The organism is Ohtaekwangia koreensis (genome assembly GCF_900167975.1).
In the GTDB taxonomy this organism is placed as follows: Bacteria; Bacteroidota; Bacteroidia; order Cytophagales; family Cyclobacteriaceae; genus Ohtaekwangia; species Ohtaekwangia koreensis.
Genome location: NZ_FUZU01000002.1, coordinates 876,365 through 900,377 on the forward strand (window position 1 = coordinate 876,365; position 24,013 = coordinate 900,377).

20 protein-coding genes are annotated in these 24,013 nt (G+C 42.6%); 15 read left to right on the plus strand and 5 right to left on the minus strand.

Features of this window, described 5'->3' with window-relative positions:
* The first annotated feature begins 4 nt into the window (after positions 1-4).
* The 13 genes from ruvX (at position 5) to rodA (ending at position 15,925) form a co-directional block, all read left to right on the plus strand.
* Positions 5-418 (plus strand): Holliday junction resolvase RuvX, encoded by a 414-nt coding sequence (ruvX, locus tag B5Y40_RS16745; protein ID WP_079687930.1) that lies wholly within the window; start codon positions 5-7, stop codon positions 416-418.
* Between the two features lie 420 nt (positions 419-838).
* Positions 839-3,250, plus strand: coding sequence for a TonB-dependent receptor (locus B5Y40_RS16750; protein WP_079687931.1), 2,412 nt, complete (start codon positions 839-841; stop codon positions 3,248-3,250).
* A 309-nt stretch (positions 3,251-3,559) separates the two neighbouring features.
* Positions 3,560-3,865 carry a hypothetical protein gene (locus tag B5Y40_RS16760; RefSeq protein ID WP_079687933.1) on the plus strand — a complete coding sequence of 102 codons (306 nt, stop codon included), beginning with the start codon at positions 3,560-3,562 and terminating at the stop codon, positions 3,863-3,865.
* Entirely contained in the window at positions 3,865-5,499 is a 1,635-nt protein-coding gene (locus tag B5Y40_RS16765) for a PepSY-associated TM helix domain-containing protein (protein WP_079687934.1), read from the plus strand. Before B5Y40_RS16760 ends, B5Y40_RS16765 begins: the two co-directional genes overlap by 1 nt.
* A 91-nt stretch (positions 5,500-5,590) precedes the next feature.
* The gene (def, locus tag B5Y40_RS16770) at positions 5,591-6,145 is read left to right on the plus strand and encodes a peptide deformylase (RefSeq protein ID WP_079687935.1); all 555 of its coding nucleotides are present in this window, start codon (positions 5,591-5,593) and stop codon (positions 6,143-6,145) included.
* 39 nt (positions 6,146-6,184) lie between these two features.
* Positions 6,185-7,327: a methionine aminotransferase gene (locus B5Y40_RS16775; RefSeq protein ID WP_079687936.1), complete on the plus strand. Its 1,143-nt coding sequence runs from the start codon at positions 6,185-6,187 to the stop codon at positions 7,325-7,327.
* 87 nt (positions 7,328-7,414) lie between these two features.
* Positions 7,415-8,236, plus strand: coding sequence for an amidohydrolase (locus B5Y40_RS16780; protein WP_079687937.1), 822 nt, complete (start codon positions 7,415-7,417; stop codon positions 8,234-8,236).
* 201 nt (positions 8,237-8,437) lie between these two features.
* Positions 8,438-9,964, plus strand: a complete 1,527-nt coding sequence (gene purH, locus B5Y40_RS16785; RefSeq protein ID WP_079687938.1) for a bifunctional phosphoribosylaminoimidazolecarboxamide formyltransferase/IMP cyclohydrolase — start codon at positions 8,438-8,440, stop codon at positions 9,962-9,964.
* 235 nt (positions 9,965-10,199) lie between these two features.
* The gene (locus B5Y40_RS16790; RefSeq protein WP_079687939.1) at positions 10,200-11,225 is read left to right on the plus strand and encodes a rod shape-determining protein; all 1,026 of its coding nucleotides are present in this window, start codon (positions 10,200-10,202) and stop codon (positions 11,223-11,225) included.
* Positions 11,226-11,295: 70 nt separating this feature from the next.
* Entirely contained in the window at positions 11,296-12,135 is an 840-nt protein-coding gene (mreC, locus tag B5Y40_RS16795; protein ID WP_079687940.1) for a rod shape-determining protein MreC, read from the plus strand.
* Entirely contained in the window at positions 12,132-12,644 is a 513-nt protein-coding gene (locus tag B5Y40_RS16800; protein WP_185145737.1) for a Rod shape-determining protein MreD, read from the plus strand. The genes mreC and B5Y40_RS16800 overlap by 4 nt, the downstream gene beginning before the upstream one ends.
* A 135-nt stretch (positions 12,645-12,779) precedes the next feature.
* Positions 12,780-14,603 carry a penicillin-binding protein 2 gene (gene mrdA, locus B5Y40_RS16805; protein WP_079687941.1) on the plus strand — a complete coding sequence of 608 codons (1,824 nt, stop codon included), beginning with the start codon at positions 12,780-12,782 and terminating at the stop codon, positions 14,601-14,603.
* Between the two features lie 50 nt (positions 14,604-14,653).
* Entirely contained in the window at positions 14,654-15,925 is a 1,272-nt protein-coding gene (gene rodA / locus B5Y40_RS16810; RefSeq protein ID WP_079687942.1) for a rod shape-determining protein RodA, read from the plus strand.
* 157 nt (positions 15,926-16,082) lie between these two features.
* On the opposite strand, the gene frr is transcribed toward rodA, so the two are convergent.
* The 3 genes from frr to B5Y40_RS16825 all read right to left on the minus strand — a co-directional run bounded on the left by frr (position 16,083) and on the right by B5Y40_RS16825 (position 18,102).
* Positions 16,083-16,637, minus strand: coding sequence for a ribosome recycling factor (gene frr, locus B5Y40_RS16815; protein WP_079687943.1), 555 nt, complete (start codon positions 16,635-16,637; stop codon positions 16,083-16,085).
* A gap of 51 nt (positions 16,638-16,688) precedes the next feature.
* The gene (gene pyrH / locus B5Y40_RS16820) at positions 16,689-17,396 is read right to left on the minus strand and encodes a UMP kinase (RefSeq protein ID WP_079687944.1); all 708 of its coding nucleotides are present in this window, start codon (positions 17,394-17,396) and stop codon (positions 16,689-16,691) included.
* A gap of 208 nt (positions 17,397-17,604) precedes the next feature.
* Positions 17,605-18,102, minus strand: coding sequence for an acyl-CoA carboxylase biotin carboxyl carrier protein subunit (locus B5Y40_RS16825; RefSeq protein WP_079687945.1), 498 nt, complete (start codon positions 18,100-18,102; stop codon positions 17,605-17,607).
* A 291-nt stretch (positions 18,103-18,393) separates the two neighbouring features.
* Here B5Y40_RS16825 and B5Y40_RS16830 point away from each other — a divergent pair, with 291 nt between their 5' ends.
* Together B5Y40_RS16830 and B5Y40_RS16835 are read left to right on the plus strand one after the other, a co-directional pair.
* Positions 18,394-20,850: a TonB-dependent receptor gene (locus tag B5Y40_RS16830; RefSeq protein ID WP_079687946.1), complete on the plus strand. Its 2,457-nt coding sequence runs from the start codon at positions 18,394-18,396 to the stop codon at positions 20,848-20,850.
* Between the two features lie 72 nt (positions 20,851-20,922).
* A complete protein-coding gene (locus B5Y40_RS16835; protein WP_079687947.1) occupies positions 20,923-21,780 on the plus strand; it encodes a geranylgeranylglycerol-phosphate geranylgeranyltransferase in 858 nt (285 codons plus the stop codon).
* A 27-nt stretch (positions 21,781-21,807) separates the two neighbouring features.
* Here the strand turns inward: B5Y40_RS16835 and selD are convergent, their stop codons facing one another.
* Both selD and mnmH read right to left on the minus strand, forming a co-directional pair.
* On the minus strand, positions 21,808-22,839 hold the full coding sequence (selD, locus tag B5Y40_RS16840) for a selenide, water dikinase SelD (protein ID WP_079687948.1): 1,032 nt from the start codon (positions 22,837-22,839) through the stop codon (positions 21,808-21,810).
* 97 nt (positions 22,840-22,936) lie between these two features.
* The gene (gene mnmH, locus B5Y40_RS16845) at positions 22,937-23,950 is read right to left on the minus strand and encodes a tRNA 2-selenouridine(34) synthase MnmH (RefSeq protein WP_079687949.1); all 1,014 of its coding nucleotides are present in this window, start codon (positions 23,948-23,950) and stop codon (positions 22,937-22,939) included.
* Positions 23,951-24,013: the final 63 nt, after the last annotated feature.

The window sequence follows — 24,013 nt, forward strand, 5'->3', positions numbered from 1 at the left end:
TTATATGGGAAGAATCCTGGCGATAGATTATGGTACAAAACGAACAGGCATTGCTGTAACCGATACCCTGAGAATTATAGCTACACCGCTTGAGACAGTGCCCAGTAATGACTTGTTAAATTTCCTAAAAGTATATCTTCAAAAAGAAACGGTGGATGAGTTCGTTGTTGGCATGCCTAAAACGTTGAAGAACGAAGATTCTGAAATTGCTCCACTCGTTCGAAAGTTTGTCGAAGAGTTAAAGAAAACTTTTCCCGATAAACCAGTTCACCTAGCCGATGAACGCTTTACCAGCAGTATGGCCATGCGTGCCATGATCGATGGTGGTATGAAAAAGAAGGACCGCCAGGTAAAAGGCAACGTTGATAAAATTAGCGCTACCATCATTCTTCAATCTTTTCTCGACGCTGTCCGGTAGCCACACCGTTGGACTTAATAGGTGTTGCTGCGCCAACTTTAGCTTGCTTCCCTCATCATTGCGTAACATATAGGGCACCATATATACCTTAAAGGGGTTATGGACGAATCGCCTATAGAGGGTATTTTTCAGTTCTATCCCGAAATACTCCAAATACGCTATCAAAGTTTTCCCGCTGCCATGCCATATTTGAACGTTACTTCTGAATGATGGAGTGATTCAGTGTAACGAACTATGGGGAGGCTCCTTGTCGGGTTAAAAATCGAATACTGAATTGACAAGGAGGCTCACCCGCCAAATTGATATTGTCACTATCGAATGGGATAGAAATAAAGGGCTCTGCATACCTCTTCATGTTCTGGTTGGTAGCAGAGTTCCTTTTCCTCACCGGCCCCTACACGCAAACACAACAACTACAATATGAAACCTCTTTACCTGTTTTTGTTTTTATTATTTCTGAGCCCGTTGATGGTATGCGGCCAGTCAGGATCCATACGCGGTGTTGTAAAAACATCGGATGGCAATCCGGCAGAATTTGTAAACATCGCCATTGAAGGAACTTCGAAAGGAGATATAGCGGATAAGAATGGAAAATTCGAGATCCGGAATGTTGCCCCCGGCAACTATATATTGGTTGCTTCTTTCATCGGACTTGAAAACACACAACAACCTGTAGAAGTCAAACCTGGCGAAACAGTTACCGTTGATTTTATTCTGAAGGAAAACACCAAACAGTTGGAGGAAGTAATAATCTCCGGCAGAGCAACTCTGAATAAAGAAGATAATTATGTAGCCAAGATGCCGCTGCGCAAGATGGAAAACCCGCAGGTATATAACAGTGTATCTTCTGAAATACTGAAGCAACAGGCAATTACTAGTTATGATGATGCATTTCGAAATATACCCGGTGTATTTCGTACGTGGGAATCTACCGGAAGAGATGGTGATGGTGCATCGTATTTTGCTTTACGGGGACTGGAGGGACAACCTGCACTTGTAAATGGTTTGCCCGGTATAACCAATGGTAATCTGGATCCTGCTAATGTTGAAGAGATTCAGGTGATGAAAGGCCCGTCTGCTACATTGTTCGGAGCCAATGCTACAGCGTATACCAGCTATGGCGGTGTTATCAATACCATTACCAAGAAACCATACTTCACAAGTGGTGGTGAGATAGGCTATAACATCGGAAGCTTCGGACTGAATCGCATCACGGCTGATATCAATGCTCCGCTAAGCCAGCAAAACAAAGTTGCTATACGTATCAATACCGCCTACCACACCGAAGGAAGTTTTCAGGATGCAGGCTTCAAGAAATCGTTCTTCCTGGCACCTACACTTGCCTATGAAGTAAATGACCGGTTAAAGATTTTGATCGTAACCGAAATACTTGAAGAAGAGCGTGCCGTGGCTCCTGTTTTCTTTCATTCAAATCGTGCAGAACCGCTTACATTCAAAACCATTGGTGAGTTGAACCTTGATACGAAGCTATCCTTTACCAGTAACGATCTTACTATTAAAAACCCAAGAGCAAATTTGCAGGCACAGATGGTATATAAACTGTCTGATCAGTGGAGCTCGCAAACGGTTATCTCACGTGGCTCGGCAAACTCGAACGGATACTATAGCTATATATGGGCAGATGCTGAAGGCGACAACGACTTCGGTCAATATTTCACGTATGTGAAAGAATCACGGACAACAACCGATATACAGCAAAACTTCAATGGTGATTTTAAACTTGGCAGTGTGCGCAACCGACTGCTCATAGGGCTCGACTACTTTACACAGGAAGCAGTGAACAATGGATTGGGATATGTCTTTATCCGAAATGTTACTCCGCAAGGTGGCGAAAACTTTATAAGTCCGGATACGGGTGAAGAACTTGCCCCGGTATATCTATCCAGAGCCTCCATTGACAATTTACTGGCAGCGACACCTGTGAACAACAGTAAGCTAACGAATAATACGTATGGCGCCTATATATCCAATGTCATGACGATTACGCCAGCGATCACTATACTGGCAGGTGTTCGTGCTGATTACTTTGATTCCGATGCAGACGACTTTGATCAATTCGCACTCTCACCAAAGTTTGGTATAGTATATCAACCTGTGCTTGAAAAAGTATCAGTGTTTGCAAATTATCAGAATGCGTTTAACAATGTAGCACCCATGCAGGTTGCAGATGAAGACGGCAACAACCAACGGTTAAAAACTTTTGATCCGGAACAAGCCAATCAGTGGGAGGTAGGTGTAAAAACCAACGTGCTCAAGGATAGATTATTTGCAATGGTATCGTATTATGATATACAGATAAAAAATAAAGTGATTGGCGATGTAAACAATTTCTATAACTATATACAAAGCGGTAAAGTTGAAAGCAAAGGTTACGAACTGGAAGTAACGGCTAATCTTTTTAGCGGATTTAGTTTGATAGCCGGCTATAGCCATAATGAGACTAAGAACAAGGAAGGTTTTGCTAATGATTTTTATAGCGAAGCTGGACGTGCACCGGGAGGTCAGGGTCCCCAGGACCAAGTCAACGTATGGGCTACCTATAAATTCAGCAGCGGCAACCTGCAAGATATAGGGTTTGGTTTGGGCGGAAACTACGCGAGCAAATACAGAGTTATAGACAATAGCATTACAGGTGTATTCGATCTGCCAAGCTATACTGTGCTCAATGCCAGCGTATTTTACAATCCTGAAAGGTTTCGCTTTGCTGTGAATGTAAACAACGCGCTGGATGAAGAATATTACATCGGCTATTGGTCAGTAAATCCGCAGAAGCCACGCAATATTGTGATCAGCATGGCCTATACGTTTTAATGTTATAGCCTCGAATCTATATATACATGTATTTGTTATTGATAGCAATCGTAGTTCTTTTGTTCGGATTCTATGCCCTGTATAACACTTCACAAAAAGCAGTGTTGTCGCAAAGTGTAGTGAGTAAATGGTTGCAACGAAACCGGAGCTTCACACGAGTTATAGGTATAGTTTGTTTGCTGCTCGCATTTACGCTGCTCGTGTTCGCACAAGGAGTCGGTGCTGGCACTCTCACCGGATTTATATTCTTAATGACAATTGGATGTCTGGTCATTCTTTTGTCTCCACTAACATCGAACAAGAATTGATATGCCGGCTAATCCAAAACATCTTACAGCATCGCCCTGGCACCGGTTTGGTAAAATATCAGCCGGAATACTGGGCGGTTATTTTGTTTCGTCAGCAGTGCACCTGGCCTTTGCATCCTGGTTCAACCACGTTAATGTCTTAATCACTTCTACTTTTACAGGATTTATACTTTGGGCTGTTTTAATGGTGCTCGCTTTTTTGAGCAAAAGTGGCTGGCGTGTATGGATGCTATATATACTGCTTACGCTGAGTTTTTTTGTTATCGCGTGGATGGGTAAGATGTACAATCCTAATTTTCTTCATTGATGGAAAAAAGATCCTATAATATATTTTTTGATCTCCATGCCGTAAGTGGTATTGTACTAAGTGTACTATTGTTCGTAATCTTCTTTGCGGGATCCTTCTCGTTCTTCCGCGATGAGATTATAAATTGGGAAAGGAATGAACCGGTAACAGGAGAGAAAGCAATCGACATGAATGTGGATGTAGCGCTGGATACACTTCAAAAGAAGTATACTCTTTATGGGCGCGAAGTGGCAATTCACAGAGCACACGATGAGCGCCGAGTCTCGGTAAATGTGTCAGTCTCCAGCGACACAACGATTAAAGAAGCAGGAGGTTTCTCCTACATGGACACGAAAACGTTTCAGTCATACGACTATCCGTCATCATACTCGCTTGGAGAATTTATATACCGGCTACATTTCTTTGCGCAAATCCCGTATCCTGTAGGTTATTATTTGTCAGGGTTCACAGCATTGTTCCTGTTCTTTATAGTACTCACCGGTATATTGATTCACTGGAAAAAGATCATTTCTAATTTCTATTTGTTCAGACCGTGGGCAAAACTTAAAACAGTATGGACGGATGCTCATACAGCGTTGGGTACAATAGGTTTGCCGTTCCAGGCAGTATACGCGATCACGGGAGCTTTCTTCATGATTAATATATTCCTGATTATACCCGATGTGTTTTTTCTATACGATGGCGACCAGGAAAAAATATACGAAGACCTGGGCTATGCACATCCGTCTTTTACTTTTACCGGGAAGAAAATAACCACGCCTGTTACAATCAACAGCATGGTAACAGAGGTATCAAACAAGTGGGATAAATTCCATGTCACGGAAGTCCATATTATGCACTATGGAGATGAAGGTATGCATGTGATCGTCTCTGGGGAATTAGAGCACGCTGCTAAATTTACCGGTATAGGTGAAGTAATATACAAGGCATCTACTGGTGAAATCATTCACGAGAAAGATCCGTACGTGCTAACCACCTACCTTGATGATGTAAAGAATATACTATATCGCTTGCATTATGGCGACTACGGAGGCTATGGATTGAAGATAGCGAGCTTCCTGTTAGGACTTCTTTCATGCTTCGTAATCATTTCCGGAGTGCTGATATGGTTTGAAGCACGAAACAAGAAGAGCGTGCCTGAGAAGCAAAAGCGTTTCAATAAGAAGGTCAGCAATATATACCTGGCCATCTGTCTGGCAATGTACCCGGTTACTGCGCTGTCGTTTATCGTTGTCAGGTTTTTACCAGCCGACATGGGTTCAACGCGGCAAACCATTCTTTACAGTCTATACTTTGGTTGCTGGTTGCTGCTTTCGGTTTTCTTTTCGTGGAAGCGAAGCAACTTCTTTACGAACAAGTATACATTGCTCTCCGGAGCTATACTCGCGATACTGATTCCGGTGGCAAACGGTGTTTCAACCGGTAACTGGATCTGGTATACTGTGGCCACGCAACAGTTCGATATTTTTATAGTGGATGTCTTGTGGATCGGACTTTCGTTGATCTCTGTCTACACACTATACCGATTGAAAAACGTGAAGCCATCTTCCGGCGAGGACGAACCGTTGAAAGAGAACACGTTCGAACTACCGGCAAAAAAGCATCCGCGGGCTGTGACTGAAACCATGCTCTAAACAGAAACTCTTTTTATCTGGCTTTTATTTTTTCGGTTAACCGGAACCTGTTAGCAATTAACTTTTAAAGGATAACCGTTAACTTTGCGTCATGATTTATCCGATAGTAATGTATGGCGACCCCGTGCTTCGCCAACGCGCAAAAGATATTGAGCAGGGTACTGATTTGAAACAATTGATTGAAGACATGTTCGAAACCATGCATGCAGCGAGTGGTATCGGCCTGGCCGCACCACAGATAGGGAAAGGCATTCGTCTGTTTATTGTTGATGGAAGTGCTTTAGAAGATGAAGAGGGAATGGATAATTTCCGAAAAGCCTTTGTCAATCCGCAGATACTGGAAGAAGATGGAACACCATGGGATTTCGAAGAAGGCTGTTTAAGCATTCCGAACATCCGCGAAAAAGTCTCACGCAAGGAGCGGCTCAAGATCCGTTATTATGACGAGAACTGGGCACAGCACGAAGAAGTATATGATGGTATGAAGGCCCGTATCATACAGCATGAGTACGATCATATTGAAGGAAAACTTTTTGTAGACTATCTGCCCGCCTTGAAGAAGCGTTTGCTTAAAGGAAAGCTTGCCGATATTTCAAAAGGAAAAGTAGATACAGAATATAGAATTATAGCTCCGCTGAAGAAGTAAACGTCATTTACAAAACGGCATCATCTTACTAGGTTGTAAATGAATATAGCTTCCCGCTTACCGGATATAGGTACCTCTATATTTTCGATTATGTCGAAGATGGCGCTCGATCATGGTGCCATTAATCTCTCACAAGGCTTCCCTGATTTCAGCATTGATGAGAAGATTATCCACATGGTGCAGCGCTATATGCTCGAAGGCAACAATCAGTATGCGCCTATGCCAGGCGCTCCTGCCCTTCGGAATATAATTGCCAAGGTAATTGAGAACACCTATACCCATACGGTAAATCCGGAAACGGAGATCACCATTACAGCCGGAGCTACGGAAGGTATATTTGCTATTATAGCAGCTTTTATAAGTCCGGGTGATGAAGTTATTCTGTTTGATCCTTCTTACGATTCTTATAACCCGTCAATCCGATTGAATGGCGGTATACCGATTCACATCAACGTATCGCCTCCGGATTTTTCCATTGACTGGGATATAGTTCGGTCTAAAATTTCGTCACGCACAAAAATGATCATCATCAACACGCCCCATAATCCGTGCGGGTCGGTGTTACATGAAAAAGATCTGCGGGCGTTGGAGCAGATTGTACTGGAACATAACCTGCTTGTGCTAAGTGATGAAGTATACGAACGACTCATCTTTGATGGAATAAAACATCAAAGTGTACTGCGCTATAAGGCCCTTGCTTCAAGAGCCCTTGCTGTATTTTCATTTGGAAAAACATTTCATGCAACGGGATGGAAGGCTGGCTATGTAGTAGCACCCGAGTACCTTACAAAAGAAGTACGCAAGACACATCAATTTATAGTCTTCAGTGTAAATACACCGGTGCAGCTGGCGCTGGCAGAGTATATGCAGACACGTGATCATTACGAATCACTCGGAACGTTCTACCAGAAGAAACGTGATTTTTTCCTGGAGCATATCAAAGGATCATCGTTCGAGCCGTTGCCGTGTAACGGTTCCTATTTTCAATTGGTATCCTATAAAAACATTTCCAAAAAAGGCGATGTGGAAATGGCGGAAGAGATAACCAAAAAGTTCAAGGTAGCGTCCATTCCGGTATCGGTTTTCTATCAGGATAGAACTGATAATCACCTGCTGCGTTTTTGTTTTGCCAAGATGGAGGAGACACTGGAACGTGCATGTGAGATCCTCCGGAAGATATAATTGACCAACGTTTATCCCTCCGTTCACAAAAGTTTCCTTAGACAAATTCCTGCTCATTGCGTTTCTTTGCTATAGAAATCCATAAACATGCAGGACCTCAAAATCACGTTAATCCAATCCGATTTGCACTGGGAAGATATCGATGCCAACCTTTCGATGTTTGAAGAGAAGATCTGGCAAATAAGTGGTTCCACGGATGTGATCGTACTGCCTGAAATGTTTACCACTGGTTTTACCATGGCGGCCAATAAAAAAGCCGAGCACATGAACATGAAAACTTTCAAGTGGATGAAACAGATGGCAGATCAAACGGGAGCACTAATTCTCGGAAGCTATATTGTAACTGTACACGACCGTTACTACAACCGGTTACTCTGGATGGAGCCCGGAGGAAATTTCAAGACTTACGACAAGCGTCATCTTTTCCGAATGGATAATGAACATAAAACATATTCACCCGGAGAAAGTCTGTTGATTGCTACCTGGCGAGGATGGAAGATCTGCCCATTGATTTGTTACGATCTTCGCTTCCCGGTTTGGAGCCGTAACAAATGGGATCGTGTCAATCAAAAACTTTCGTACGATGTTGCCATCTACGTTGCCAACTGGCCGGTTACACGCATCGATACCTGGGATACATTGCTGAAAGCCCGCGCGATTGAAAACCTGAGTTTTGTTGTCGGTGTGAATCGCATTGGTCAGGATGAGCAAGGCGTTGAGTATAACGGACACTCTTCGATCATCAGCCCTAAAGGTGAAGTCATTTATACCAACGAAGGAGGAGAAGCTGTGCGGACGATGGAGCTCAGTGCAAATGCCTTGCACGCTTTCCGCGATCGCTTCCCTGCCTATATAGATTCTGATGACTTTACGATCGAGTTTGAAGAATACGAAGAATCAGAATTTTAAGAAGCCTGAAACGTGCGTTTATAAATATACCGGATAGCCCCTTCGATGGGGCTTTTCTTTTATAAAGCGATTCTCCATACTATATATAGCCTGATAGCGGTCATGGATATTCCTTGAAAAATTCGTGGGCCACTCTTCGTAAAGGCGTATCAAAAGCCTACTTTTGCACCTCATTTCAAAACCACTAAATCTACCCTGAACATGGCCAGCCAGAAAATTACAAGAGCCCTAATCTCTGTTTATTATAAAGATAATTTAGAGCCTATCGTACATGCGCTCGGCAAACAGGGAGTGGAGTTTGTCTCAACTGGTGGCACACAGGAATTTATCGAGAAGCTTGGCTATAAAGTAACTCCGGTAGAAAACCTTACGGGATATCCTTCCATTTTTGGCGGCCGCGTAAAAACGTTGCATCCGGCAATCTTCGGAGGTATTCTATACAGACGCGATGATGCCGGTGATCTTAACCAGGCAAAAGAATTCAATATAGCGCCCATCGATCTGGTTATTGTGGATCTATACCCTTTTGAAGAAACAGTAGCGAAGGGTGGTTCAGAAGAAGATATCATTGAAAAAATTGACATCGGTGGAATCTCTTTGATCCGGGGCGCTGCCAAGAATTTTAAAGATGTACTGATTGTTGCTTCGCGTAATCAATACAGTGAGCTTCTTGAGTTGTTGCAGGCTAAGAATTGTTCTTCCGATCTGAGCGATCGTAAAAAGTTTGCTGCGATGGCTTTTGATGTTACCTCGCATTACGACTCTGCTATATTTAATTACTTCAACAATGAGTTTCAACTTCCAAGTTACAAGAAGAGCTATCAGCACGGGCGTGTACTTCGCTACGGGGAAAATCCGCATCAGAAGGGAACATACTATGGCGACCTCGATGGATTGTTTGAGCAACTCAATGGTAAAGAGCTCTCCTATAATAATCTCGTAGATATAGATGCCGCTATAAACCTGGTAAAGGAATTTGAAGGCGAAACAGCTTTTGTTATCATCAAACATACCAACGCCTGTGGTGTAGCCATAGCTTCATCAGTAAAAGAGGCGTACCTGAAAGCCTTCCAGGCAGACACGATCTCTGCGTTCGGTGGTGTGCTTTCAACCAACAAGACTATTGATCTCGCTGCTGCGGAAGAAATCAATAAACTCTTTTTTGAAATTCTGATCGCTCCTTCGTATACCGATAACGCATTGGCATTGCTAAAGAGCAAGAAGAACCGAATGATCCTGCTGCAGAAGCAACAACTTACTGAAACGAAACAGAGTAAAACAATCCTCAATGGTATCATTGAGCAGGATCTTGATCTGAAAACAGATTCACAAAGCGATCTGAAAGTTGTTACCAAGCAAGCGCCAACAACTGCAGAAGTAAATGCTTTACTCTTCGCCAGCAAGATCTGCAAGCACACAAAGTCAAATACAATTATACTCGCAGTAGAAGGACAACTGTTGGCAAGTGGTGTAGGGCAGACTTCACGCGTTGATGCATTGAAGCAAGCTATTGAAAAAGCTGCTGCTTTCGGATTTAGTCTGAAAGGTGCCGTGATGGCATCCGATGCTTTCTTTCCATTTCCCGATTGTGTGGAGATTGCTAACCAACAAGGTATTCATGCAGTCATACAACCCGGTGGTTCGGTAAAAGATCAGGACTCCATCAACTATTGTGATGAGCATAGTATGGCTATGGTGTTTACAGGCATCCGTCACTTTAAGCATTAGTACATTTTCATTACATCGAGGTGTATGATGTGTTTACTATACTCGTACGTTGAACCTGAAACAGTGAAGTTGAAACCTCCAACCACTGTCGTTCACCGATCGGAATTTTTAGGACTTGTAAAAAACTTACATTTTTAGACCGATACACATTAATTTGGTAAATTAAGTGCAATTTTACAGGCGCTATCTTGGTTAACTTCGAGACACAATTTTTAAACATAGGGAATACAGATACATGGCATTTTTTGACTTCTTCACCAGCGACATTGCAATTGACCTGGGAACAGCAAACACCCTTATCATTCACAAAGATAAAATCGTAGTGGATGAACCTTCTATCATCGCTATTGACAAAGTAAACAATAAGGTATTAGCCATTGGCCGTGAAGCGATGCAGATGCATGAGAAGACACATGATCATATCAAGACGATCCGCCCGTTGAAGGAAGGTGTAATAGCCGACTTCCAGGCAGCCGAAATGATGTTGCGTGGTCTTATCAAAATGGTAGACACAGGCAAGCGCCTCTTTCCACCATCCTATAGAATGGTAATCTGTATACCATCCGGTATCACTGAAGTTGAGAAGCGTGCCGTGCGCGACTCGGCAGAACATGCCGGAGCAAAAGAAGTATATATGATCTATGAACCTATATCGGCAGCGATCGGTACAGGTATAGATATAGAACAACCCATCGGTAACATGATCGTGGATATTGGTGGTGGAACTACTGATATTGCCGTGATCGCCCTTTCGGGGATTGTTTGCGATCAGTCGATCCGTGTAGCAGGAGATACTTTCAACAGAGATATACTCGACTATATGAGACGTCAGCATAACCTGCTGATCGGTGAGCGCTCTGCAGAAAAAGTAAAGATAGAAGTAGGTTCTGCATTAACCGAGCTGGAAGACGGACCAGAGGATTATGAAATCCGGGGTCGCGATTTAATGACCGGTATACCAAAGACTATCAAGATTTCGTATTCAGAAGTTGCCTTTGCTTTAGACAAGTCTGTTTCCAAATTGGAAGAAGCTGTACTCAAGGCGTTAGAAACTTCACCTCCTGAATTGTCAGCAGACATTTATGAAAGAGGTATATATCTCACCGGTGGCGGAGCCTTGTTGAGAGGACTTGACAAACGTCTTGCCCTTAAAACAAAACTTCCGATTCACGTGGCAGACGATCCACTTCGTGCTGTTGTTCGTGGAACAGGTCAGGCATTGAAAAATATCGCGCAGTTCCGTGCTGTGTTAATGACATAGCCTTACTTTTTGCCGAAATGGGTAGGGTACGATTTTCATCGGTGATCGAACGCACCTTAACTAAAGTTTAATGGAGCGTCTATTTTATTTCATCTATCAATACCGGGCTTTCTTTACGTTTGTCGTGTTGGAAGTATTTTGCTTTTGGCTTGTCGTAGAGAACAATGCATACCAGGGAGCAAAATTTTTCAACTCGTCCAATACTGTTGTTGCATCATTAAATAATTTCTCACAAAGCATTCGTGATTATTTCCTGTTGCGCGATGTCAACACCACACTCGCAGAAGAGAACGCCATCTTGCGCAGGCAGGTGGAGCAAAACAATCAGCGTGTTCAGGCATTCGATACACTGGCGCTTCGTGACTCTTCCTTAATAAAACGATTCGATTTCGTCAGTGCCAAGGTGGTGAACAATCACGTTGATCAGTTTAAAAACTTCATCACTATTAATAAAGGAAAAGATGCCGGCATTGAAGCAGGCATGGCAGTAATAAGTCCGTTAGGAGTTGTAGGAAAAGTAAAGCTGGTTTCCAACCATTATGGTGTGGTAACTTCCCTGCTACATATAGACCTGATGGTTTCTGCCGTGTTGAAACGTACGGGACATTATGGATCTGTGCAATGGGATGGACTCGACCCCGGCATTGTAAAGTTTAAATATATTCCGCGTCACGTCAACCCCATGGTTGGCGATTCAGTCGTTACCTCAGGCTTCAATGCTATTTTTCCTGAAGGTGTCATGATTGGCACAATCATCGATAAGAAGCTTGGCAACGAAGCACTTTCATATGACTTAAGTGTCAGGCTCTCACAAGATTTTCGTAAGCTTTCTTATGTAACGATTGTAAGAAGTGAGCTGAAACAGGAAGTTGATTCTCTGGAACAGGTCGTAAATGCAATGGAACGATGAGCAGAGGAGCCATTTTTCAAGTCATAGCATTTTTCGTTTATCTGTTTTACCAGGTATTGATACTCCAGAATGTCGTGTTGTTTCACACTGCATTTTGTTTTCTCTATATACTATATCTGCTATTGTTACCGGTAGAAACCAATCCACTTATATTAATGGGTGTTGGTTTTCTGATGGGTTTTGCCGTAGACATGTTCTACGAAAGCATCGGGTTGCATGCATTTGCATGTGTATTGATAATGTATGTACGAAACTATTGGCTCAGCTCCATGACGCCTCAAGGTGGATATGACAGCAACTCTACGCCTTCCATGGCTTTGGGTGGATTTCAGTGGTTCGTTATTTATTCTTTGCCGCTGGTGTTTTTACACCATACCATTTTATTTTTTATGGAAGCTGGTGGCTTTGGAATGTTCTGGTTTACGCTGTGGAAAATAATCACCAGCACTTTTTTTACCATGTTGGTAATTTTAATTGCTCAATTTTTGTTTCCGAGCAAGAGACGATGATCCGCTTGTAAGGAGCGCGATTGAAACCTTACGATTTACTCAGAATTTGATCACACATTTTGCACACGTAATGTATCGGGTAGAACTCGCATACTATATATTTACTCATAGCTTAACTTTGCCTTATTATATACTATGAACGAAGGCCGGAAAGAAGTTTTACAAATAGTGTTTGTACTGGTAGGTCTCATCTTCCTGGTAAAACTATTCTTCATACAGATTGTTGAAGAGCGCTATAAAAACATGGCGGGTGTTAACGCTATCCGCAAGGAGGTTCAATATCCGATCAGAGGGATTATCAAAGATCGTAATGGTAAACTGATTGTATATAACAGTCCGGAATTCGACCTCATGGTTATTCTCCATGAGGTAGAATATTTTGATAGCACGCGCTTCTGCCAGGTGTTTGGCAAAACGCAGGATGAACTTCGCTTGCTGTTCAAGAATTTTTATACGGAAATAAAAAACAAGAAGGCGAATCGCTTTCAACCCTTTCCATTCTTACGTCAACTCTCCACGTATGATCTTGCCCGAATCCAGGACAACCTGGATGAATTCCCTGGATTTTTTATTCAGGACAGAACTACGCGCGCGTACGCAAGCAAGGCAGTAGCAAATGCCATAGGCTACGTAAGTGAGATCTCGAAGAATCAATTGGACAGAGACAAAACCGGAATTTATAAGCAAGGTGATTATATAGGACAAAGCGGAATTGAATCTTTCTATGAGGAATATCTGCGCGGGCAACGTGGTATAAAACACCTGATGCGCAATAAAGATGGTGTGATCAAAGGTTCTTACGAAGGAGGAAAGTACGATACACTGTCTGTGCCCGGACAAGATCTGGTGTCCACTATAGATCTGACATTGCAAGAGTATGGTGCATTTCTGCTGAATGGAAAATCAGGAAGTATAATTGCGATCGAGCCAGCAACCGGAGAAATACTGGCTATGGTATCCGGCCCATCGTACGACCCGAATCTTCTTACCGGTAAAAATTATAGTCAGAATTTTAAGCTCATCAGTACAGATAGCCTTAAACCATTGTTCAATCGCCCGTTGATGGCGCAGTATCGCCCCGGGTCTATATTTAAGATTGCACAGGCCATGGTTGCCTTGCAGGAAGGGGTGATCACTCCGGAGACACGGATCCGTTGCGACCGCTCTATTATAAATTGTCACGGGGCACACTCGAATGAAGATCTTCGTGGTGCTATTACCAATTCATGTAACCCGTACTTTCACAACGTGCTTCGCAGAATGTTGAATCAAGGTAAAGGAGCAAATCCATTTGATGATACACGCATAGGTCTTGCTGAATGGGACAAGCACATGATGAGTTTTGGATTCGGCAGGAGATTAGGTATTGATCTTCCGAATGAAAAAAGAGGACTGGTGCCAAGCCCTGAATATTATGACCGTGCTTACGGAGGACGCCCATGGAAATTTTCAAATATATACTCGATCGCGATCGGTGAAGGTGAGAACATGGTAGTGCCCTTGCAAATGGCAAACTTTGCAGCAACCGTAGCGAATAAAGGCTTTTACTATACACCGCATCTTGTTAAATCCATTGGTAATTCAGGCATGCCACTACCACAGTATCTTGAAAAGCACGTGACAACCATTGACTCTGCTAATTTTAGAATTGCAAGAGATGCCATGCAGCGTGTGGTGGAAGCCGGTACAGCACAGTATCGGGCAAAGCTGAAAGATATAGTAGTGTGTGGTAAAACCGGAACCGTGCAGAATGAACCGAATCCTGATCACTCTGTATTTATAGCTTTTGCGCCCAAGGAAAATCCCAAGATCGCTATATCTGTATATGTAGAATACTCCGGCCAGGGTGGGCGTGCAGCAGCATCTATAGCCAGCTTGATGATAGAGAAATATTTATTGGGAGGCACGCAGCGTCCGAACATAGAAGAATACGTGCTGAAGGGTAAATTCCTTCACTAGGATATAACTGCTCAGAAAACAAGACCTACGAACACATTAACACTAACGCATTGAGGAGAGAAGAAATAATATCGCACAAAATAGATTGGGTAACCGTACTGATCTATGGGCTAATGGTTTTCTGGGGATGGCTCAATATATACTCTGCTACATACGATGAGACACAATCCATTTTTGACTTGTCGTTAAACTCCGGTCGCCAGATGATGTTCATCATCACATCCTCTATATTAATCCTGGCGATTCTGATCATCGATATGCGCTTCTATGAAACGTTCGCCTATATAATCTACGGAGTAATTTTATTCTTATTGTTACTCGTTCCATTTATAGGGAAAGAAGTAGGCGGTAACCGGGCGTGGTTGGGTGTTGGTTCATTTGGTGTACAGCCTTCCGAGTTCGCGAAATTTGCTACAGCGTTGGCGGCAGCCAAGTTCATTGGTACGATCGGCTTTCGTATGGATAATATCCGTAACCAGATTGTATTGTTCGCGATTATTGCCGGTCCTATATTACTCATCCTTCTTCAGAAAGATTATGGAACCGCTATGGTATTCATGGTCTTCTTACTGGTGTTTTATCGTGAAGGTATGTCACCGTTTTTGTTGCTTGTAGGATTAGGCGTAGGTGTTATTTTTATTCTCACACTCCTGGTAGAGAACAACTGGATTCTATTCGGAATCATTGGTGCCGCGTGGGGAATTCTGATGTATATGAATCGCAGAAAAAAAATCAGGCGATTGGGTATCATTACAGCAGGAGCTCTGGTATTAGCATTTACCATTACCAGTGTGGAATTTATCTTCGATAATCTTCTTGAAGAACATCATCAGAAAAGAGTAATGGTGTTGATCAATCCCGAACTTGATCAGCTGGGAGCAGGGTATCACGTATACCAATCTAAAGTGGCCATTGGTAGTGGTGGTGTTATTGGAAAAGGTTTTTTAAAAGGCACTCAAACGAAACTCAAATTTGTTCCTGAACAATATACCGACTTCATCTTCTGTACGATTGGTGAAGAACACGGATGGATTGGAAGTTTGTTGATGGTCAGTTTGTTTATGTCTTTACTCTTACGCGTAGTCTTTATAGCAGAGCGACAGAAGAACAGGTTCGCGCGGGTATATGGCTATTCGGTAGCATGTATTTTCTTCTTTCACTTTGCCACGAATATAGCGATGACGATCGGCCTCTTTCCGGTAATTGGTATACCGCTGCCGTTCTTTAGCTATGGTGGATCATCTCTTTGGAGTTTCACTATATTATTGTTTATCCTTCTGAAACTTGATGCACACAGGATGCACGTACTCCAGCGATTGTAACAGTTTAATGCTGTAAAGATATCTCCCGTAGACTACGTATAATTTCACGGTACTAACACCACCGTACGAAACGAAGTCAGCGGGAGACCAAATAAAAAAAGTCCTGGTTTATGAAACCAGGACTTTTTTGTTGCCGCTATATATAGTTAGTATATAACTATACCGTCATAATTTCTGCTTCCTTCTTCTTCATCAAGGCATCCACCTTGAGTATAGAGTCGTCCGTCATCTTCTGAACTTTATCTTCAGCATTCTTAATATCATCTTCGGAAACGCCTTTGATTTTCTTCAGCTGCTCATTCGTGTCTTTACGAATATTTCGGATGCTGATTCTGCCTTGCTCACATTCATGACCAACTTGCTTTACGAGCTGCTTGCGTCTTTCTTCTGTAAGCATCGGTATATTAATGATCACTTGTTGACCATCGTTCTGCGGATTTAGTCCAAGATTACCGTTGATGATTGCTTTCTCAATCTCCTGGATCATACCTTTCTCCCAAGGTTTTACAAAAAGTGTTCGTGCATCAGGAGTAGTAACAGAAGCCACTTGTTGCAGCGGAGTACTTGCGCCATAATAATTTACGAGCAAGCCATCGAGCATGGATGGGTTTGCTTTACCTGCACGAATTTTGGTAAGCTCATGACTCAGGTGACTCAGAGCTTTATTCATCGAGTCGCGGGCATCATCCAGGTATAATTCAATTTCTTCCATAGAAACAAAGTATAAGTATGAAGTACGTTTTACGAGTTAATTTTTCTCAGCTTAGCTGATCAATGTTCCTGCTTCTTCTCCAGAAGCTACTTTAAGCAAATTGCCTTTCTTGTTCATGTCGAATACAATGATCGGCAGTTTATTTTCTTTGCAAAGAGTAAAAGCAGTCATGTCCATTATATTCAGATTTTTTTCATAAGCTTCCTGAAAGGAAAGCTTGCTATAGCGGACAGCATCCGGAAATTTTTCCGGATCTTTTGTATAAACACCATCCACACGAGTTCCTTTCAATACAACATTCGCCTGCACTTCTATAGCGCGTAAGCTGGCCGTTGAGTCTGTTGTAAAATAAGGATTACCAATGCCGGCTCCGAAGATTACAATTCTTCCTTTTTCAAGATGGCGAATGGCTCTGCGTCTGATAAAAGGTTCGCAGACCTGTTCCATTTTTATACCCGACATTAAACGTGTAAACATGCCATGGCGCTCAAGCGAACTTTGCAAGGCCATCGCGTTTACTACCGTAGCGAGCATTCCCATGTAATCGCCTTGTACACGATCGATACCCAGGGCTTCTGCCTGACCGCCTCTGAAGATATTTCCTCCACCGATCACTATAGCAATTTCAACACCCTGATCTTTAATGGTTCTGATTTCTTCACAGTACTGTTCCAGCACACTCGGGTCGATGTTCGTGTTTTTCGAAGACCCTTGTAATGCTTCACCACTGAGTTTGAGGAGGATACGCTTGTACTTCATTCGTAGTTTGGATTGGTTTTGCAGCGAAATTGGCGCAATATATTCAAAGCACAGGGCTTTGTAAAATTCCAGATGAAGTACAGGCCTTTATTTCATTCCGAAATCCTCTGCCATAAAATAAAAAAGGAGAGGTGCATCCGTTTTTCTATGAGCCGTTACCCTATATCTACACGCAGAAAATGACTGGAAGCGGACCGATGTCTATAGTTTATTGAAACTCGATCAGTACCTGATTCTTCTCAACGCTATCGCCCTTCTTGATTTTCACAGTCTTCACGATTCCTTCTCCGGGCGACTTGATGATGTTCTCCATCTTCATAGCCTCCAGGATCAGCAGCGGATCATTTTGTTTAACGGCATCACCAGGTTTTACTTTCAGATCGATGATGAGTCCCGGCATTGGCGCTTTCAGCGAATTGATTTTTCCTGAAGCGACATTATTCATCCCCATCTTTTCCAGGAGCAGATCGAATCTGTCTCTCAACGCTACGGTATACATTGTGCCATTGATCTTTAACGTGAATGTTTTTGTAGCGGCATCGGTCTTCACTACTTCGGCTCTGTAACTTTTCTGATTGTGCAGAATATGAAAATAACCATCGGCAACTTTCACCAGGTCCCATGTCAACGGTTCTCCGTTCACCGTAAATCCATCATCGGAAGAAGTGATTTCAAAAGATTTTTTGTTCACGATGGCTTTATACATACTCTGAAAATTTGTTCCCTGTAAATGTGCAAATTATTCCGGACACTCAATATAGTGCAAGTCAAGCGCTTGTTTTGACGGGTTAAAAACAGGCCACCAAAATTCTTTTTGCAAAATCGACTTTTATACATTTACCTTTGTGCTGTCGAAAGATAAGGGGTGCCTTAAATATAACGGGCTGAGATTATACCCAATGAACCTGATGCCGGTAATGCGGTCGAAGGGAGGCAAGGTTAAACATACGCAGAGCATTCCCCTGTGCCTGTTAGTTTAAACCACATTATATAAACCATGTACAAAGTATTTTTTGTGGCAGCGGCTATGCTGTTGTCAGCGCATGTTTACGCGCAAGAGTTTTTTATCGCAGGAAGTATACGCGATGCAAAGAACAATCAGTTATTAACCGGAGCATCGTTGCAACTGGAAGGCACAAATCGTGTTGCCGTCAGTGATGCATTCGGAAGATTCAAATTTGAAAAAGTAGCGGCTGGTGAATATACACTCGTTGCTAAATTCATCGGGTACTCTGACAAATCTGAAAAAGTTACAGCGTCTTCCAATGTTGAAGTAACTATACATCTGGATGAATCATTTGTGATGACAGATGAAGTTGTTGTACTCTCCACGCGTGCTGATGAAAAAACTCCGGCTACATTTACCAACCTCGGGAAAGAAGCCATCCAGAAACAAAACTTTGGACAGGATTTACCCTTTCTTCTGAACTGGACTCCTTCTGCAGTCACCACATCGGACGCAGGCACGGGCGTTGGCTATACCGGCATTCGCATCCGCGGAAGCGATGCTACGCGAATCAATGTTACGGTGAATGGTATACCCTACAACGATGCCGAATCGCTCGGTACATTTTGGGTTGATGTACCAGATATAGCAGCCTCTTCGCAAAGCATACAGATCCAGCGCGGGGTCGGTACATCTACAAATGGTGGCGGTGCATTTGGTGCTACTATAAATCTGCAAACCAACACACGCAACGATGATCCCTATGCTACACTGATGTCGTCTGCAGGTTCGTTCGGTACATTCAGAAACAGTTTGAGCTTTGGTACGGGTCTGTTAAAAGATCATTGGGTAATTGATGGCCGCGTATCAAAAATTAATTCCGATGGATTTATAGATCGCGCTTCTGCCGACCTTCAATCTTATTATTTCTCTGCCGGGTTTTATGCAGGCAATACGATGATCAAAGCAATCACGTTCGGAGGAAAAGAGCGTACGTATCAGGCTTGGTATGGTGTTCCGCAATCACGCTTACAGAATGATACTGAAGCGATGCTAACGACAGCTTCGAATGAAGGATGGAACGAAGAGCAAACCAACAACCTGTTGAATTCAGGTAGCCGTACATTCAATCCCTATACCTATAAGAACCAGGTTGACGACTATAAGCAGGATCATTACCAACTACATTTTTCACAACGCATAAGCGATGCGTTTACTGCGAATGCATCATTACACTATACACCGGGTAAAGGATATTATGAAGAGTACCGCTATAACAATAAGTTTTCTGATTATGGTATAGCTCCCGTTACCATTGGTGATTCGGTGGTAACATCTTCGGATCTTATTCGCAGACGCTGGCTTGATAATGATTTTTATGGATTCACATATTCTTTCAATTATGAAAAGAATAAACTGAATGCTGTTTTAGGAGGAGGATGGAACCGTTATGATGGCGATCACTATGGACAAATAACCTGGGCACAGGTATCTGCTGTTCCATCGGAGTATCAATATTATTTTAATAATGGTGATAAACGCGACTTTAATATTTTTGGGAAAGCAACCTATAATTTTACGGAGCGCTTCAATGCATATGTTGACCTGCAATATCGCAAGGTAACGTATACTGCTACGGGTATAGAGAACAAACAAAATCTGTTGAATGTTAATGAATCGTTTAATTTCTTTAACCCGAAGGCAGGTGTAACGTTTGCCGTTAGCGACAACCAAGTGGTATATGCCTCCTATAGCGTTGCAAACCGTGAACCTGTTCGTGATGATTTTGTAGATGCATTGCCAGGTAAAAAACCCAAGCATGAGAATTTGCAAAACGTAGAGGCAGGGTATAAACTCATTGGCAAGACTTATATGATTAAGGCGAATTATTACCTGATGAATTATAACAACCAACTTGTATTGACAGGTCAGGTAAATGATGTGGGAGCTTCGATCCGTACCAACGTGGACAAAAGTTATCGCATGGGTATTGAGTTAGAGGGAGCGCTTAAAATTTCAGAACGCTTTTCTTGGAATGCGAATGTTACACTAAGTAAAAATAAGATCAAGGATTTCACGGAAGTGATGTATGATTACGGCACAAACTTCGATGAGTATAATGAAGTGAAGACAACGTATCATAATACGGATATTTCATTTTCACCAAATGTGATTGCCGGATCAGGATTAAACTACAAGCCTGTGAAAAACTTTGAGGCAACGTTGCTCACAAAATATGTTGGTCAGCAATACCTCGATAACACCTCCGACAGTCAACGAAGTATAGATGCGTACGTAGTGAACGATGTGCGCCTCACGTATACTGTACAGCCTTCGTTTATGAAAGAACTTGCACTGAGTTTTCTGGTGAATAACATTTTTGAAGAGGAGTATGAGTCGAACGGTTACACCTGGGGGTATGCAGGTGGTGGCCAGCAGTATCGTGAGAACTATTATTACCCACAGGCTGGCCGGAATTTTATGGCCATGCTCACCTTGAAATTTTAAATCTTCTTTAATAAACCCTCCGGGACTTTAAACCCGGAGGGTTTATGCTTTAATTTGCCATGAGGGGTAATCATGGCTACATTCAATCGAACGCGAACTTTTATTGAGTCATTGCTGAAACTGACACGTTTTGGCAACCTGGTTATTATTGGCATAACACAATATTTTGCAGCAGGCTTCCTGATCGACAAATCTGCTGTGCTGGATGTGAAGCTTTTTCTTTTATCCGTTTCAACCATTCTGATCGCTGCAGCCGGGTATACTATCAACGATTATTATGATGTAAAGATTGACTATATCAATAAGCCCGAACGTGTGGTGATCGGGAAAAGTATACCACGCAGGCATGCCATTCTTTTTCATGGTATACTTTCCGGTATCGGAATTCTTCTGGGATTTTTCTTGTCTTGGAAATTGGCCGCACTTAATGTCTTCTCCGTTTTTTTACTCTGGCTATATTCCAACAACCTGAAGCGACTTCCCTTCATCGGAAATTTTTCAGTGGCATTATTAACGGGACTGTCGGTATGGATCGTTGACCCGCTATATCGTCACGGAAGTGCGTTGATCGTGATCTATGCGAGCTTCGCTTTTTTTATGACGCTCGTGCGCGAGATCATTAAAGACATGGAGGATCTGAAAGGAGACAATACGTTTGGATGCCGGACACTTCCCATAGTATGGGGATTAAGGCGAACGAAGTTTGCAATCTATTTTATACTTGCTTTTTTTGCCCTCACCGTTGTACTCATTAATCAGTTCTACAAGGCATTGCCTTTGGACTACTATATTATATTTCTTTTTATCCCGTTGCTTTGGCTTCTTTATCGATTGATTCGTGCCGATACTACCAAAGACTTCGCCACACTGAGTGCCTTTTGCAAAGTAATTATGTTGCTGGGAATTATCAGCATGGCTTTCGTAAAGTGATCTATAGCCAGGTATATTTGGTATAGATCACTTCACTTCAATTACGTTTGCCTCTTTGTTTGTTAATCTTCCGAAAGGCTTCAAAGTATAATCGTGCGATTGCATTTCCTTTTCAAATTCCTCTTGCTTTTCTTCATCTACAACAATGAGTAAGCCACCACTTGTTTGAGGATCGGAGAGTATTACTTTTTGTTTTTCGGATAGCGGAGAAATTTTAGAACCATAACTTTCCCAGTTACGCGTTGTACCACCCGGCATACTCTTTTGCTGGATATACTCTTCCAGAAAATCAAACACAGGCACTTTGTTGAATTCAATTTCAGCACTGAGTCCACTTCCTTCACACACCTCACATAAGTGGCCCAGCAACCCAAAGCCGGTAACATCCGTCATGGCACTTACATATTTGAGCTTACCCACTTCTGCACCAAGCCAGTTAAGTGTAAGCATGCTGTCAACCGCGCGTTGGTAATGCGCTTGCTGAACAATTCCTTTTTTCTGTGCTGTAGTAATAATACCAATCCCCAATGATTTTGTTAGATATAGGAGTGAATTTGCTCTAGCCGTATCGTTACGCTTCAGGTTTTCCTTCTTGAGTTTCCCGGTAACGGCTAATCCAAATACCGGTTCAGGGCAGTCTATACTATGGCCACCGGCAAGAGGAATCTCAGCTTCAAGACATACCTTGCGGCTTCCTTCTAACACACCTTTGGCAACTTCTGCAGGAATTTTATTGATTGGCCAGCCAAGTATAGCAATCGCCATAAAAGGTTCGCCACCCATAGCATATATATCGCTGATAGCATTTACGGAAGCAATGGCTCCAAAAGTAGCGGGGTCATCTACGATCGGCATAAAAAAATCAGTAGTGCTCACGATACACATGCCATCACCAATGTCGTATACCGCAGCATCGTCTTTTGATTCATTGCCAACGAGCAGCTCCGGGAAGATCGCTTTGGGAGCATCGGAGTGAAGAATAGTCTCCAGTACAGCAGGAGAAATTTTACATCCGCATCCTGCACCGTGGCTATATTGTGTCAACTTGATTGGTTCCATTTTGTAAAGTTAGCGATCTGATGACCGTATTGAAATTATTTATAAAAAGCAAAGTGTGGTTGTAAATGAATTCTATACTATAGCAATTGAAACGTAACTAATCTATTGCCTGAATTAAGCTTGCAGCAAAAGCATCGATCGTTTCACCGTCCCACGGAACGGAATTTTTTACGCGTTGTTTCTTTTTGGCAAGTCCGTTCAAATACGCCTTGTCATAATAGGTGAGAAGTATATCTATTACAGAGGCCATGTCATTTTGCAATAATTTTTCTTTGGCGGCATTGAAGTGTTGCCCACCGAGTTTGCGAGTGATGTTGACCATCGCTTGCAAAAAGAGTTCTTTGTCAGCGCTGCCATATTCATGAACGAGGCGTTCAATTCTGGTTTCTTTGTTTACCGTAATCTCAACTATAGGGCTATTGTTCATTTGCGTCCATAGTCCATGTGGTAAAAAGATTTTTCCAACGGCTATAGATTCATCTTCTATCCAGATTCGCTTCGAGCGATCGAACGTGATGATCTCTTCGAAAAGATTATTCTGAAATTGTTCTGTTGTTGGTTGAGGCGGCATCATCAATCCACCGAATGCCGATCCTTTATGTAATGCGAGTTGCTCAAGGTCTATCACTTGCTCACCCTGAGCTTTCAGTGCCCGAAGAATTTCGCTCTTGCCGCTTCCGGTACAACCTCCGATTACGATAAGCTTCAGCGGCCATGTATAGGACTCAACGGCTTTCGTTCGGTATGCTTTATAGCCACCGGCAAGTTGATGGCTTTGGACACGTGCCATGCCGACGAATTGACAAAAATTGGAAGAGCGCATTCCTCCACGCCAGCAATGAACCAGAATTTCCTTTCCGATCTCTTCTGTTTTATTGACAATGTCGAGTAGTCTCGGACCGACTAATCGGAAACCTGTTTTAATAGCTTCTTGTTGCCCACGTTGTTTATAGTCTGTACCAACCGCTATACGTTCAGCATTATTTAATATAGGTATATTTACGGCAGACGGAATGTGCCCTTCGTGATACTCTCCTTCAGACCGCACATCTACAATGGGTAACTGCGATCGGAGTTTCAGGAAATCATCTATTGAGAGCTGCATCGCCATGTGTATAGTAGTTTGTTCACTACAAGTATAAAACTACTCAAGTCAATGGCGATTGACAAAATC